We start from the raw sequence: 12,242 nt of genomic DNA, 5'->3' as shown, positions 1-12,242 counted from the left end.
ATAACGAGGGGATGTGAACTCCTTCGTCTGGTCTTTGACGGGACTCTCTTGTTCATGGGAAGCGGCGATTTCCTGCCGGATATCCTCTTCCTGCTGTCGGGAGAATGTACTGTCCAACGGACGGATCTCCGGGCGCTGGATTTGCCAGTCCTGCAGACGGCGCCGTCTGCGCGGACGTTGTTCCGGCAGGTGCTGGAAACGGTCTGGATACTTTCTGCGCAAGGTATAAATCCGTTGGTAGATAGCCCCTTGAGTACGGGACAATTGCTTTTCCAATGTCGATATGGCGGCCGACAGAGATTTGCCTTCATTCAAGTAGCGGTTGACGGTTTGAATCACCGTTTCCTCTTCCTCTTCGGACCAACTGTTCATTCGACCGTTGGGGGCATGGCCGTCTCGGTAATTTGACGGAAATCGTTCCGGGAATTCCGCCCGCAGTTTGCGAACGTGGGACATGATGCCGGCATAACCGCGGTTCAATGTATCAGCAAGTTCTTTTAGAATGTCCCGCTCACGGCGACCTTGAGCCAATCCCTGGTTGATCGCCTCTATGATCGTTTCGTTTTCTTCATCCGTATATTTTCCTTTTTTTGTGTCGATCATGCGACTCCCCCTCTCAGCCTTAATAATTTCTCTATTTCAATATAACAAAATTGAAACAACCTTTTCCACTAATATACTCCTTTTTTTCGACTAAATTTTAGTTTGTAAAATGATGTTTTTCTCCAGAATCAGCATAACAAAGGGAATCAACCACTAGCATTAACCAAAAATACGATCAAAAAAAGTATAATTGTCAACCAAATTGCCCATACAAATACTGAATATGGATTGTCATACATATCCGAGTACTTACGACAAATATCGGCTGTCAGCCCAGGAAGGAGGGCGTGGAATTGGAATTGAGAGTGAATGAAATCAGTTCGTTATTGACTACCCGTTATCCGCTTCCCGGGAACCGTCATGAGGAGAACAGTGCTGATGTGCCTGTTCATCGCGATTGGGACATCACCTCCAAAGCAGCCTTGGTCATTTTGTGGGGACTGTTGATCTATCCCCGTTTGGACCCGAAAATGCGGCTTCAACCGTCTCCCGTCATTTCGATCAATCAACTCCGCGCATCATTTCGTGAACATCTCGGAAGCGAGCAACAATGGAGGAGAATGTTGGAACGGTTTGTCCAACATGATTACATCCGCATACAGGCTCCCGACCGTGTAACACCGGGCACCAGATTGTTCGCCGCCGTCGATGCTGCCAAGATGTACGACTTATTTCGTACCTCCGTATTAGTCCGACAATTACATACTACCACGAAATCGCCCCGAAACAAAAATTCGTGATCAGATTTTAATATTTTCGTCTCGCTGGCAACATTTGTCGAATTGAATTTTCAAGCTGATGAAAGCCGTGATCCTGTCTTCAATCCAGGATGGAAGCATGGCTTGCGTTCTGTTGTTGGAAATGGGAAAAGGCGCTGATGTTCCGCAAAGGGGTACAGGCGTTGCCTGAGATGTAATGGGAAACCATCAGCGCCAGACTGGCGGGGAAATTGTCAATCAAGATATGGGAAAAGTTGAACGGAAGCAGGGGACGAACCAAAAAAAGTGACTGAAATACCCGAAAAAGTGTAGTAATTAAGTCGTATGGGGGTATTAATGACTGTCTTTGAGGGACTCCAGAAAACGTTGCAGGGTCTTCCGTTGTTCGGGGGACAATTGCAATGCGACATGAACCAGGTGCTGAATATCTTCCGGCAGAGAAGACATCGCGATCTGGTGCTGTCCCATTTGGTTGATTACTTCTTCCAGCAGGTTTCTTGCTTCGTCGATGTGCTTGTAGGCTTGAATCAACAATTTGGCTGCGGGACTCGGATGATTCATTGCTTCGCTTACTCCTCACGTGAGGATAGGATGCGTTCGATTTCTTCATGAATCCGTTTCAATTCTTCCGAACTCAGCTTGTGAAGGTCCCGCATCATGCTTTCCAGCTTCAACATACGGAATTCCTCCAGAAATGACGGGATGTACTGGGGATGAACCGACATCAATATAACTCCTTTCGGTCATTCGTTTCGGCATATGGTCATTTGATTCGTCCAAGGGAATTCTAATTGTATCAGAAATCTGTCGGTGGTCAATGACGATCAGGTGCAGATTGTCCCGGCCGATGTCGTTTTTTCCCATCCTCATGCCTTCTCGCTCCCGCATTCGGAAAGATCTCGACAATATTCGTTATTTGTCATGAAAAACAGGTTTCGCAAACGGGAAAAAAGGGTAATCAACCTCTGGGCACACGCCTTGGGCTGTGATCATTCTACAGCAAAGAGGTGTTGCATAAGATGACGGCGGAACCGTTGCGGGAAATTGAAGAAAAGTTGGAAAGAGCCAAACAGGAGTACAAGTTGGCCGTGCAACGCCACGAATTTTTGGCACAAGCGGATTTGTGGGAAGAGATACAGCAACTGAAAAAACAGCGGGATCAATTGAGGTTGAGACAGATCAGTTGAGGTTGGATACAATAAGTCAAAGCTCCCTGCGGGGAGCTTTTATTATGCTCAAAAATACTTCTTCTGTGCCTGATGTTCCTTCAGAATTTCCACTGCTTCACGGAACCGCTGGGCATGGACCACTTCCCGTTCCCTCAGGAATTTGAGGGCATCATTGACATCCGGATCGTCCGACATGTCGATCAGCCATTGATAGGTGGCGCGTGCTTTTTCCTCCGCGGCGATGTCCTCGTACAAATCGGCGATGGGATCTCCTTTGGCCTGGATGTAGGTGGCAGTAAACGGACTGCCGGCGGCGTTATGGTAAAACAGTGCGCGATCGTGATCGGCATAGTGGTCACCCAACCCTGCCTCTTTCAACTCTTCGGGGGAGGCATCTTTGGTCAGTTTGTAGACCATGGTGGCGATGATCTCCAAGTGAGCCAATTCTTCCGTGCCGATGTCGGTTAACAGTCCCTTGACCTTGTCGGGCAAAGTGTACCGTTGGTTGAGATAGCGCAATGCGGCGGCCAATTCACCGTCGGCTCCCCCGTATTGCTCGATCAGATATTTGGCCAATTTGGGATTGCATTGGCTGACGCGTACCGGATACTGCAATTTTTTTTCATAAATCCACACATCAGTTCCCTCCATTACCGTCTCTTTTTTTAACTGAACTGACGTCATGCGCCTTTTATGTTTTCAGGTGTCTTCAGGTGACTGTTTTGTTCTCTCACTCCGCAAAGCATGCATACCAAGCGCTTGGAAAATCTAAACTTCCCAAGGCCATGGGCCTTCGTCCCACCCGCCCGGATACTGGTTATAACTGTGACCAAAATGAGTCAGCGGGCCGAACCGGGACTCAAACTCCTTTTTGAGCCGATATCGTTTTTGTGCATAATGGTTGTACTGCTGAATCGCATGTTTATCCCCGGGATGGGTATCCAGATACAGGTTCAATTCCACCAAGACGAAATCGACCTCCTGCAATTGATGCAGGAGTTGGTAATATTCCTTGCTCATTTTGCTCATCTCTCACTGCCCCCGTCGAACTGTGTTTTCCGGTACGGACTGTACAACAGCGGCCACAGCGTGCCGCGTCGCAGCGCCTCCTTGGGCGAAAACTGCGGAAGACAGGGGGGTTGAAACGGGATATATTGGTTGGGTGGAACGACGTATTTTTTGACACGAATGGGACGACACGGGTCAAACGGACTTACGTAGGGTTGCCAATATCGCTCCTGATGCACAATTGGATTCCACATCTTTCCCTCACCTTAACCGTGTGATTTGGCGTGATTTGTTCAGTGTCAGAGTATGTAGCCCATGGGCAGATGTGACTGGTCCCATCGCCCATTTCCGGTCGCGGAAAAAATGTCATGAACGTCGGGTGCATATCCGGATACCAACCATCGTCATATTAAGACGAGACGTACCTCTTTGGTTGGGGGTGAGATCATGAAAGAACAGGGAATCCTCGCCTATTTCCGTACGGAGGAACAGGCGAATAAAGCAGCGGAAGAATTGAAACGCCGTGGAGTCGAGAATGTTCAGGTGGATCGCTTTTCCGTTTTTCCTTCAACGGAGGAGCGTGATTTGGACAACCCGATTGCAGAACCGATTTCATCCTTGGCCCAGAACGTAATGGACGCCTACATTTCCAGCCCTGATGCGGGTGTATTGGCGGCCGCCCATCCCAGCGCCAGCGGCATGGCGGATGGCAGTAGGATAACGGATGAGGATGTGTTGGTCACTGCCGTGGTGGATGAGTCGCGGCTGGAAGAAATGAGAGCATTGCTGGCATCGATGGGTGCCCGCTTGTAAAGGAGGGATCAGGAGTGACACACCGGAAAGGACAACCGGAAAAAGGAAGTCGTTTCGTGGACAAAACGGACAAGGAACCGCCCATTTCGGTCGATGGACACAAACCGCCACGCATGTGGGGCCAAGACGTGACGGCAGGTGAAAAAACGTCGGATTTCCCGAAGTCGGAATGAATGGATTCACAGTTTCACCATAATTTCACACGCATTGATCCTCCGACAAAGCCGCAACATAAGGGTACAGAATCAAGGAGGTGAAAATCATGCCGCAACAACGTGACCGCAACAACAACCAACTGCTGGTCCAAGGTGCCGCCCAAGCGCTGGAACAAATGAAGTATGAAATCGCTTCCGAGTTCGGCGTTCAACTGGGTCCGGACACGACCTCTCGCGCCAACGGTTCTGTCGGTGGTGAAATCACGAAGCGCCTGGTTGCCTTGGCTGAATCTCAACTGGGTGGGGGCCGTACGGTTTAACCTGAACAATTTCATCATCTGGTATCGGGCAGCGACTCATGTCGCTGCCCCTCTCATTTCCAGCAATTTTCAGAGGATTTACAATCATACCTGTCGTAATAATTGAAAGCGTTTACCACTACCCGGGAGGCGATGTTTGGATGGATCGTATGATGGAAATTCCGACCTATTACAACTTGGCGCAAGACGTGGACCGACACGCTGACTCCCCGGATAAAGCGGCCATTTTGTGGGAAAATGACAAAGGAGAGCGTCAAACCGTCACTTATGGTGAGCTGAAACAGCGTTCCGACCGTTTGGCCGGCGGTTTGCTTGCCAAAGGTTTGTCCAAAGGAGACCCGGTCATGATCTTGTTGCCGCGCCATCCCGCCGCTTATATCTCCTATTTGGGCGTATTGAAAGCGGGTTTGGTCGTATTGCCCGGCTCCGAGCTGTTGCAACCTTCGGATATTCGTTACCGTTTGCAACATGCACAAGTCAAAGCGGTGATTGCCGATGCGTCGCTCACACAACGGGTGGACGAGGCGGCCCGGGACTGTCCGTTTCTGTTGCATCGATGGGTGGTGGGTGCAACCGGGAGAGAGGGTTGGGAACCGCTGGATTCGGTGGAGCGGGAACCGGTGGAACTTCCCCGCACCCGCAGTGACGATGTGGCTTTTTTGGCTTATACATCCGGTACCACCGGTGGTCCCAAAGGTGTGATCCATCACCACAGTTGGGCGATTGCCCATCAGGCGGTGGCGGCCAAGCTGTGGCTGGATATCCGTCCATCGGATGTGGTGTGGGCGACAGCGGGTCCCGGATGGGCCAAATGGGTGTGGAGTCCGTTTATTTCCACACTGGGGTCCGGTGCCACGGCATTTGTGTATCAAGGAAGGTTTGCCGCTGAAAAGTATCTCTCCCTGATGGAGCAGTACAAGGTGAACGTCCTGTGCTGTACGCCGACCGAGTACCGACTGATGGCCAAGGTGGATGGGTTGGATCGGTACGATCTGTCGTCGTTACGCAGTGCCGTCAGTGCCGGTGAGCCGCTGAACCGGGAAGTGATCGACACATTCCGCCGCCATTTCAATGTCGAAGTGCGGGATGGATACGGGCAAACGGAAAACACACTTCTGGTGGGAACACTCAAGGGAATGAAGGTGAAGCCTGGATCGATGGGCAAACCCACACCGGGCAATCGCGTGGCCATCATCGACGAGGAGGGCAATCCGGTACCGGTCGGTCAGGTGGGGGATATCGCCGTTCACAAGGATTCACCAGCGTTGTTCAAGGGATATTTCCGCGATCCGGAGCGGACGGAAAAAGCCTTTCGGGGTGATTGGTACTTGACCGGCGATCAGGCGCGTCTGGATGAAGACGGGTATTTTTGGTTTGAAGGCCGCTCCGACGACATCATTATCAGTTCGGGCTACACGATTGGACCGTTTGAAGTGGAGGACGCCCTGGTCAAACATCCGGCGGTGCAGGAATGTGCAGTGGTGGCCAGTCCGGACCCGATCCGGGGTTCGATCGTCAAAGCGTTCGTCATCCTGAAACGGCAGGAGGACGCTTCCGACGAGCTGATCCGGGAACTGCAGGAACATGTGAAGCGGGTGACCGCTCCGTATAAATACCCCAGAGAAATCGAGTTCGTCACGGAATTGCCCAAAACGACCAGCGGCAAGATTCGCCGGGTAGTGCTGAGACAATTGGAAAAAAAACGCAAAGCCCATCGACAGTCGAGTTGAACCTGGTACTCGCCTTCGGTATAATCAAGGGCAGTTGGAGACGAAGGAGACCGGAACCATGAAGGTGTTTCCCCACGGATATGTAGTCAATTTTCAGGCCTCTGCCCGGGAGATGTACCCGAAAGACTTGGACGCCAAGCTGAAAAAAGCAATATCCCAATGCGGAAATCTGATGGCGGGCACGATCAGTATCCCCCAGCAGGCATTGCATGTGTTTGGAACGGCGGAACACTTTGAAGTTTTGGAGGAACAAGAGCGGGTAAGCCTCCGTTTCCGCCGGCAGGACGGGGAAACGGAGGAAAGGGAACATCCCCTGTCCGCGTTGTTGATCAGCCACGAGGCACGGTTCGATATTCACGATCCGGTCAAGGGGACGGTCCCTTGTAAGGTGTTGTATGTCACCTTTGCCGACGGTGAGGATACAGATGAGGAGATCACCTATTTCTTCACCGACCCGGAGGCGGTCACCCATCCGTTGGATTGTGTGGCCGAGTTTTGGTTGCAGGTGCATGAAGTGGGACGCGACGTCAACTTCGACGAAGTGGGTTGTGCCGCCAACCTATGGAAACCCGATCGCACACCGCCTTGTGCGGGAGGGTGTTAAAGCTTGGACACAGGTTCCATGATATACGAATAATGACGGGGCAGGTTCTAGAGATCGAAGTGGAATGCTTCGATCTTTTTTTGTTCCCTCCAATCAAAATTGATGAAACGGTGACCCCGACGATTACCATGAATTCGAAAAATTGATCAAGCGGACCCATGAGTTTCAGAAACAACTCGTTGCTCTGATGGCGATTTTCCTGCTTCTTGTCATGTCTATGACGGGAATCACGGTATCCGTCGTTCAATCGATGGATATCTCCACTTGCTTTGCCTGTGTCTTTGAAGGGATCGGCAACTGGTGGAACGGGTTGGATACGGTGGATCAACTGGCTGTGATGGGTACCCTGTTTGCACTGGGGTTGTTGTTCACAGGACCATGGGGAGCTTTGACATTTGCACTCACTGCCGGGGATCTGTTGGGGACAGCAAAAGCGTTTGGCACTTTTCTGCGCAATCCGCGGGGAAATTTTACGCGGTCAATCCAGTGTGTTGGCCAGGAGACTTATCCAAGCCGGATACCCCAAGCCGGGTCCTTGGTATGCCGCCCATCACATTGTTCCGGGGAATGAGACAGAAAATGCTGATGCGGTTCAAGCTCGGGCCATTTTTGATCAGTTTATGCTTGATCCGAACCGATCATATTCGCATCTTGATGATCCGATTAATGATGCGGTTAACGGAGTCTGGCTTCCACAGCGCAGAGGACTTGGTACAGAAGCTTATCATCCAGAAATCCATACTGATTTGGGGGTGAAAGTAGGGAAGATTTAATTGCGGTCTTAGAACAAGTCAGATTAGAACTACAACAAAATCGTTTTCCATACAAGTAAAGGGTGAGTTGATGGTGAAAATTTATTTGTTGGATCATGACTTTCGATACCAATCACTTGTTACGGTAGATGAAAAACCCGTACATTTTATGAATCGTATCGGTCAGCCTTTATCTCGCGGTTGGACACCTTTGCATTTAAAGGTACCCGAAAAGAAAAAGGAACTCCCCCCAAGCGATTTTCCTGGTTTTTTACCGAACGCGCCTGTATTCAGTCGGAGAGCGAAGGAGTTGTTTCAGAATATACTTCATGCTCTTGGAGAATTCCTACCCGTAACAGTTAATCAGAATCCAAGCTATTTTTTTGTTTAATCCTCTACATCTTATCCCTGCTCTAGATGAGAATCAATCAGAGGTCGTGCGATTCCCGCATAGTGGCAGAATCATGTACGTTCGAACCTATTCATTCAAAGAAGATCAAGTCAGAAACCAAGTCCTGTTTCGGATCCCTGAGGAAAAAGGATCGATTTTTGTAACGGATCCATTTCTTCAAATCTATCACGAACACGGATTAACGGGGCTGATTTTCAAGGAAGTCTGGTCGAGTGAATCTGCTACCTGACCCTTCACTCCGCAAAATGTAACCCGCAAGCGGATGTTGTTTCGCTTGCGGGTTTTTTGCGTCACAAGGGTTTCACGGCTTTGGTGGCGATATAAGAACTGGTGTACCGATCGATCAACTTTGTCCGCCCGTTAGGCCCAGGCCCTTTTTTGACGGGCTGGGTGAATAACGTGTGCATTCTCCCAGACGAGACATACATGTAATGGTGTAAGCACCAGGGGATGTTTTGAAACCTATATCGATACAATCTGCAAGGAGGAGGGTGCATCGTGACCGACGTCTCATCGGTACAGCAACAGGCTATATGGAATCAGTCCGTCTCCCGTTTGGTCAACAGCCGATGGCTCAGGAGCGAGCTGGATCGGTTTCGTGAATCGTATCGCCATCAATGCTCCCAAGGTTGGCTCGAATGGGTTGCGGAACAGGGACAGGGAGAACAGGGACGACAGCGGATCATGCAACTCTTGCGCCAAATCCAAGCCGCTCAGTCGGCAACCGTGTCCCCGGTACGGGGGGAGGACGATTCAGGCTCCGATGAGGTGGAGGCCAGGCGGGTTGCATACCTGTTGACCAAAAAACGGAAACATCGCCCGCGAAAGAAAAAAAAGGGGCGTTGAGGTGTAGCTGGTTTCGGCCGACCATCCCCATACCACCCCTATGGAATTCCTTCTATGGTGAGGTGTAACCCATCACCCTTTTTTCTTCTTTTTCTCCATCACATGTCTGACGATTTTTTCAAAAGACGGTGAGTTGATGATATCGAACAAACTGTCCCCGTCCCGGGTGACCGGCGTAAAAGAGGAATTGCCGTCACGATTGGATGGAGACGATTGCTCGGAAGCGGTCGGTTTTGTGTTTTTTCGCTCCGACTTGGGTTGCATTTTGGACAGTGAGGAGATGACGTCGCGAAGCAGGTCGCGGTCTTTGGCGGCATAAGAGAGGTTCGTCAAGGCTTGTATCCATTGTTCCATTTGGGAAGTCATCGACGATATTTCTTTGGACAACAGGTTCATTTTCTCCATTCCTTGAATCAGGTTCCGCTTATTGGCGGAATCGTCATTGGAAGACCGTTTGGCTGGCATGGTACCCACCCTCCTGTGGTACACGCATTCGGTCTCAATATATTCGGGTTCAGTGGAAGAAGTGATGATGGGGAGTGAATAAGATGAAGATGTCGGGATGGTTTGATTCCCCGCCTCCTCACCGGCATGATCCGAGACATATTCGGTTTCGAAAGATATTTTTTGTCAGGAAATGGAACGATCCGCGCACGTTGATGCGCTATTTTCGTCAAATGGGATGTCGGTCGGTTCGGTTGTTGCCGAAGCTGGGCATCGTGATCGGCGAGTTTGTTCATGATGATCTCCGCGATTCCGAACGCTATGTGGGCTTGGAATATATCGAACCCGACATCAAAGTAACGATCACCGATCCCTATGTGGGAGCGGTGATCTCTGAACAGCCATATACCGTGCCCTGGGGTGTCCGGGAAATCGAGGCCAATCGTGTATGGAGCATCAGCAGGGGACGGGCGGTGAAAGTGGCGGTGATCGATACAGGGATCGCTCATGATCATCCGGCGATCAGGAACAACTATCAGGGGGGCATCAACATTTTGTCTCCCATTTTTTCTCCGTATGATTACAATGGCCACGGTACCCACGTCGCGGGAACAATCGCCGGACGATCCAACGAGTTGGGCATATTGGGGGTGGCGCCGCGCGCCCATCTGTATGCGGTCAAAGCATTCAACCGAAAGGGCAGCGCCAATCTGTCCGACTTGTTGAGTGCGATCAATTGGTGCATTGAAAACCGGATGCAGGTCGTCAACATGAGCTTTGGAATGGACAAGGAGAGTGAGGCCCTCCGCCATGCGATCCAAATGGCACACAGGCAAGGCATCGTGATGGTGGCCGCGGCGGGCAATCAGGGCAATCGGTCGATGATTGACTATCCGGCCCGCTATCCGGAAACGATCGCAGTGACGGCTACAGGGAAAAACGGGCAGTTGGCTTCCTTCAGCAATCTGGGGGACGGGACGGATCTGGCGGCACCGGGGGACAAAATCCGGTCCGCGTGGTTGAACGGTTCGACGCGCGAGATGAGCGGAACGTCGATGGCGGTGCCCCATGTGGCCGGTACAGTGGCCTTGCTGTTATATTTGCGTTCCGATTTGACACCCGAACAGGTGCGAAAAATCCTCACCCGGACTTGTGGGCCGATCAACGGAACGGAACAGTTGGGGATGTTGAATGCGTATCGCTGTGTGCGTGTATTGGTTCGTTAATATCGGGACGGGTGATCAGGCGCTGACCTGACCCCGTCCTTGTTCGTTCTCCGGGAACTTGAGATCTTGTGCGTTTTCGAGCAGTCGTTGTTTCACTTGGTCGGGTGTGAGGGTGGGATCGGACGTGAGAAGCAGGGCGGCGATACCGGCTACGATGGGGGTGGCCATCGACGTGCCGGACAAGGAGGTATAGTCGCCATCCACCTGGCTGTCAGGAGCGGTTTTGTCCAGGTAGGAACGCTTCACGCGCAAGGAAGTGATTTGGGTTCCCGGAGCGACGAGATCGGGCTTGACGATCCCGTCGATGGTAGGCCCTCGGCTGGAAAATTGGGCGATCGTGTTGTCCCTGTTGTCTACTGTGCTGTGGTCATCGCTGGCCCCGACGGTGATCACCCGGGGATGGATGCCCGGACTGGCGATGGTTCGGGGTTCGGGTCCTTCATTTCCGGCGGCGACCACGACGGTGATGCCGTGATTCCAGGCTGCCTCCACTGCTTGGCATACCGGGTCGTCTTTATAGGAAAGTTGACTGGTGCTGCCCAGTGACAACGAGATCACACGAATGCCGTATTTGTCGCGATGATCGATGCACCACTGAATCCCTTCGATCACGGAGGATAAGCTGCCGGAGCCCATTTTGTCCAGTACCTTGACTCCCACCAAACGGGCTTTGGGGGCGGAGCCCCGGTACTTGCCGTCGGAACGGTATCCGTTGCCGGCAGCACATCCGGCGCAATGTGTGCCGTGACCGTTATCATCGTACGGGTCGGTTTTTCCTTTGACAAAGTCCTTGAAGGCGATGATCCGGTTGGTTGGCTGTGTCAAGTCGGGATGCGGATGAATGCCTGTGTCCACAACGGCGATGGTGACACCTTCTCCCTCATTTCCCCCGCTCCAGACTTGGGGGGCACCGACGGAGGGGACGGCCGTGTCCAGCAGTGCATACACCTTGCGGTCCAAATATACTTTTTCCACTGACGGCATTTCCAGAATCGACTGAAGTTGCGACAGTGACAACCGGGCGGCGAATACCCCGATACTGTGGAAATGTTTCATGGTGGGACGGCTGGTTTCACTCATCCACTCTTCAGCCCATTGCAGGCTGGCGGTGGAGGTGTGGGACATTTTGATCAGTACGCGGGTACGGGACAGTTCATTTATGACTCGGTTGGTCAGATTGTGCAAAAAACAAGGGACACGGCGGAGCTTCTGATACCGTTGGATGAGAAAAGTACGTAAAGCAGCATCCATTCGCTTGCCGTGTTTGTGGATCCATGCGGCATATGTGTACACGATGATTCTCCTTCCAATCAATCTCGTATAGTTTTACACTATGATTGATAGGAAAAAGCGGTCACAACCGTTGTCCTTTTCACGCAAAGTTGCGCTTTTATCCCCGTTGGACGCGAGGTTTTGTGTTAAACTAGAAGACGGATTTTGC

Annotated in this window: 19 protein-coding genes; 12 read left to right on the top strand and 7 right to left on the bottom strand. The window is 51.5% G+C overall.

Translation table 11 applies throughout. The annotated features are described in order from the left end of the window. Window positions 1-896 precede the first annotated feature (896 nt). Window positions 897-1,343 (top strand): hypothetical protein, encoded by a 447-nt coding sequence (locus JQC72_RS04145; RefSeq protein ID WP_205493056.1) that lies wholly within the window; start codon window positions 897-899, stop codon window positions 1,341-1,343. A 312-nt stretch (window positions 1,344-1,655) separates the two neighbouring features. On the opposite strand, the gene JQC72_RS04140 is transcribed toward JQC72_RS04145, so the two are convergent. Continuing rightward, window positions 1,656-1,883: a hypothetical protein gene (locus tag JQC72_RS04140; protein ID WP_205493054.1), complete on the bottom strand. Its 228-nt coding sequence runs from the start codon at window positions 1,881-1,883 to the stop codon at window positions 1,656-1,658. An 8-nt stretch (window positions 1,884-1,891) separates the two neighbouring features. Next, complete coding sequence (locus JQC72_RS04135) at window positions 1,892-2,047, bottom strand: hypothetical protein (protein ID WP_205493052.1); 156 nt, start codon at window positions 2,045-2,047, stop codon at window positions 1,892-1,894. A gap of 294 nt (window positions 2,048-2,341) precedes the next feature. Here JQC72_RS04135 and JQC72_RS04130 point away from each other — a divergent pair, with 294 nt between their 5' ends. Next, complete coding sequence (locus JQC72_RS04130) at window positions 2,342-2,509, top strand: hypothetical protein (protein ID WP_205493050.1); 168 nt, start codon at window positions 2,342-2,344, stop codon at window positions 2,507-2,509. Between the two features lie 48 nt (window positions 2,510-2,557). Here JQC72_RS04130 and JQC72_RS04125 read toward each other — a convergent pair whose 3' ends face one another. From JQC72_RS04125 to JQC72_RS04115, 3 genes are all read right to left on the bottom strand, one after another. Further along, window positions 2,558-3,127, bottom strand: coding sequence for a manganese catalase family protein (locus tag JQC72_RS04125; RefSeq protein WP_205493048.1), 570 nt, complete (start codon window positions 3,125-3,127; stop codon window positions 2,558-2,560). Window positions 3,128-3,259: 132 nt separating this feature from the next. Next, on the bottom strand, window positions 3,260-3,520 hold the full coding sequence (locus JQC72_RS04120; protein ID WP_205493046.1) for a spore coat protein CotJB: 261 nt from the start codon (window positions 3,518-3,520) through the stop codon (window positions 3,260-3,262). Further along, window positions 3,517-3,753: a spore coat associated protein CotJA gene (locus tag JQC72_RS04115; RefSeq protein WP_205493044.1), complete on the bottom strand. Its 237-nt coding sequence runs from the start codon at window positions 3,751-3,753 to the stop codon at window positions 3,517-3,519. Before JQC72_RS04115 ends, JQC72_RS04120 begins: the two co-directional genes overlap by 4 nt. A gap of 193 nt (window positions 3,754-3,946) precedes the next feature. Here JQC72_RS04115 and JQC72_RS04110 point away from each other — a divergent pair, with 193 nt between their 5' ends. The 9 genes from JQC72_RS04110 to JQC72_RS04075 all read left to right on the top strand — a co-directional run bounded on the left by JQC72_RS04110 (window position 3,947) and on the right by JQC72_RS04075 (window position 9,131). Then, a complete protein-coding gene (locus JQC72_RS04110) occupies window positions 3,947-4,312 on the top strand; it encodes a hypothetical protein (RefSeq protein WP_205493042.1) in 366 nt (121 codons plus the stop codon). Window positions 4,313-4,326: 14 nt separating this feature from the next. Next, on the top strand, window positions 4,327-4,485 hold the full coding sequence (locus JQC72_RS04105) for a hypothetical protein (RefSeq protein ID WP_205493040.1): 159 nt from the start codon (window positions 4,327-4,329) through the stop codon (window positions 4,483-4,485). 89 nt (window positions 4,486-4,574) lie between these two features. Continuing rightward, the gene (locus tag JQC72_RS04100; RefSeq protein WP_205493038.1) at window positions 4,575-4,787 is read left to right on the top strand and encodes an alpha/beta-type small acid-soluble spore protein; all 213 of its coding nucleotides are present in this window, start codon (window positions 4,575-4,577) and stop codon (window positions 4,785-4,787) included. A 140-nt stretch (window positions 4,788-4,927) separates the two neighbouring features. Then, window positions 4,928-6,517 (top strand): acetate--CoA ligase, encoded by a 1,590-nt coding sequence (locus tag JQC72_RS04095; RefSeq protein WP_205493036.1) that lies wholly within the window; start codon window positions 4,928-4,930, stop codon window positions 6,515-6,517. Window positions 6,518-6,575: 58 nt separating this feature from the next. Further along, a complete protein-coding gene (locus JQC72_RS04090) occupies window positions 6,576-7,121 on the top strand; it encodes a hypothetical protein (RefSeq protein ID WP_205493034.1) in 546 nt (181 codons plus the stop codon). Window positions 7,122-7,516: 395 nt separating this feature from the next. After that, entirely contained in the window at window positions 7,517-7,894 is a 378-nt protein-coding gene (locus JQC72_RS04085) for an AHH domain-containing protein (protein ID WP_205493032.1), read from the top strand. Between the two features lie 73 nt (window positions 7,895-7,967). Continuing rightward, window positions 7,968-8,264 (top strand): hypothetical protein, encoded by a 297-nt coding sequence (locus tag JQC72_RS04080; RefSeq protein WP_205493026.1) that lies wholly within the window; start codon window positions 7,968-7,970, stop codon window positions 8,262-8,264. A 46-nt stretch (window positions 8,265-8,310) separates the two neighbouring features. Further along, window positions 8,311-8,514, top strand: coding sequence for a hypothetical protein (locus tag JQC72_RS16785; RefSeq protein ID WP_419179831.1), 204 nt, complete (start codon window positions 8,311-8,313; stop codon window positions 8,512-8,514). A gap of 269 nt (window positions 8,515-8,783) precedes the next feature. Continuing rightward, window positions 8,784-9,131: a hypothetical protein gene (locus JQC72_RS04075; protein WP_205493024.1), complete on the top strand. Its 348-nt coding sequence runs from the start codon at window positions 8,784-8,786 to the stop codon at window positions 9,129-9,131. 72 nt (window positions 9,132-9,203) lie between these two features. Here the strand turns inward: JQC72_RS04075 and JQC72_RS04070 are convergent, their stop codons facing one another. Next, entirely contained in the window at window positions 9,204-9,596 is a 393-nt protein-coding gene (locus tag JQC72_RS04070) for a hypothetical protein (RefSeq protein WP_205493022.1), read from the bottom strand. Between the two features lie 83 nt (window positions 9,597-9,679). Between JQC72_RS04070 and JQC72_RS04065 the strand changes: the two genes are divergently transcribed. Beyond that, window positions 9,680-10,801: a S8 family peptidase gene (locus JQC72_RS04065; RefSeq protein ID WP_205493020.1), complete on the top strand. Its 1,122-nt coding sequence runs from the start codon at window positions 9,680-9,682 to the stop codon at window positions 10,799-10,801. A gap of 15 nt (window positions 10,802-10,816) precedes the next feature. On the opposite strand, the gene JQC72_RS04060 is transcribed toward JQC72_RS04065, so the two are convergent. Then, window positions 10,817-12,094, bottom strand: coding sequence for a S8 family serine peptidase (locus JQC72_RS04060; RefSeq protein ID WP_335342389.1), 1,278 nt, complete (start codon window positions 12,092-12,094; stop codon window positions 10,817-10,819). Between the last annotated feature and the right edge of the window lie 148 nt (window positions 12,095-12,242).

It is taken from the genome of Polycladomyces zharkentensis (assembly GCF_016938855.1).
Taxonomy (GTDB): domain Bacteria; phylum Bacillota; class Bacilli; order Thermoactinomycetales; family JIR-001; genus Polycladomyces; species Polycladomyces zharkentensis.
Note: the sequence above shows the minus strand (reverse complement) of the source record. Positions and strands in the feature narration are given on the sequence as shown.

Bases quoted from the DNA above. Each gene is read 5' to 3' on its own strand.
- JQC72_RS04120 (WP_205493046.1), bottom strand. From the start codon at position 3,520: ATGAGCAAAATGAGCAAGGAATATTACCAACTCCTGCATCAATTGCAG.
- JQC72_RS04100 (WP_205493038.1), top strand. From the start codon at position 4,575: ATGCCGCAACAACGTGACCGCAACAACAACCAACTGCTGGTCCAAGGT.
- JQC72_RS04095 (WP_205493036.1), top strand. From the start codon at position 4,928: ATGGATCGTATGATGGAAATTCCGACCTATTACAACTTGGCGCAAGAC.
- JQC72_RS04135 (WP_205493052.1), bottom strand. From the start codon at position 2,047: ATGTCGGTTCATCCCCAGTACATCCCGTCATTTCTGGAGGAATTCCGT.
- JQC72_RS04090 (WP_205493034.1), top strand. From the start codon at position 6,576: ATGAAGGTGTTTCCCCACGGATATGTAGTCAATTTTCAGGCCTCTGCC.
- JQC72_RS04065 (WP_205493020.1), top strand. From the start codon at position 9,680: ATGAAGATGTCGGGATGGTTTGATTCCCCGCCTCCTCACCGGCATGAT.
- JQC72_RS04115 (WP_205493044.1), bottom strand. From the start codon at position 3,753: ATGTGGAATCCAATTGTGCATCAGGAGCGATATTGGCAACCCTACGTA.
- JQC72_RS04130 (WP_205493050.1), top strand. From the start codon at position 2,342: ATGACGGCGGAACCGTTGCGGGAAATTGAAGAAAAGTTGGAAAGAGCC.
- JQC72_RS04070 (WP_205493022.1), bottom strand. From the start codon at position 9,596: ATGCCAGCCAAACGGTCTTCCAATGACGATTCCGCCAATAAGCGGAAC.
- JQC72_RS04110 (WP_205493042.1), top strand. From the start codon at position 3,947: ATGAAAGAACAGGGAATCCTCGCCTATTTCCGTACGGAGGAACAGGCG.
- JQC72_RS04140 (WP_205493054.1), bottom strand. From the start codon at position 1,883: ATGAATCATCCGAGTCCCGCAGCCAAATTGTTGATTCAAGCCTACAAG.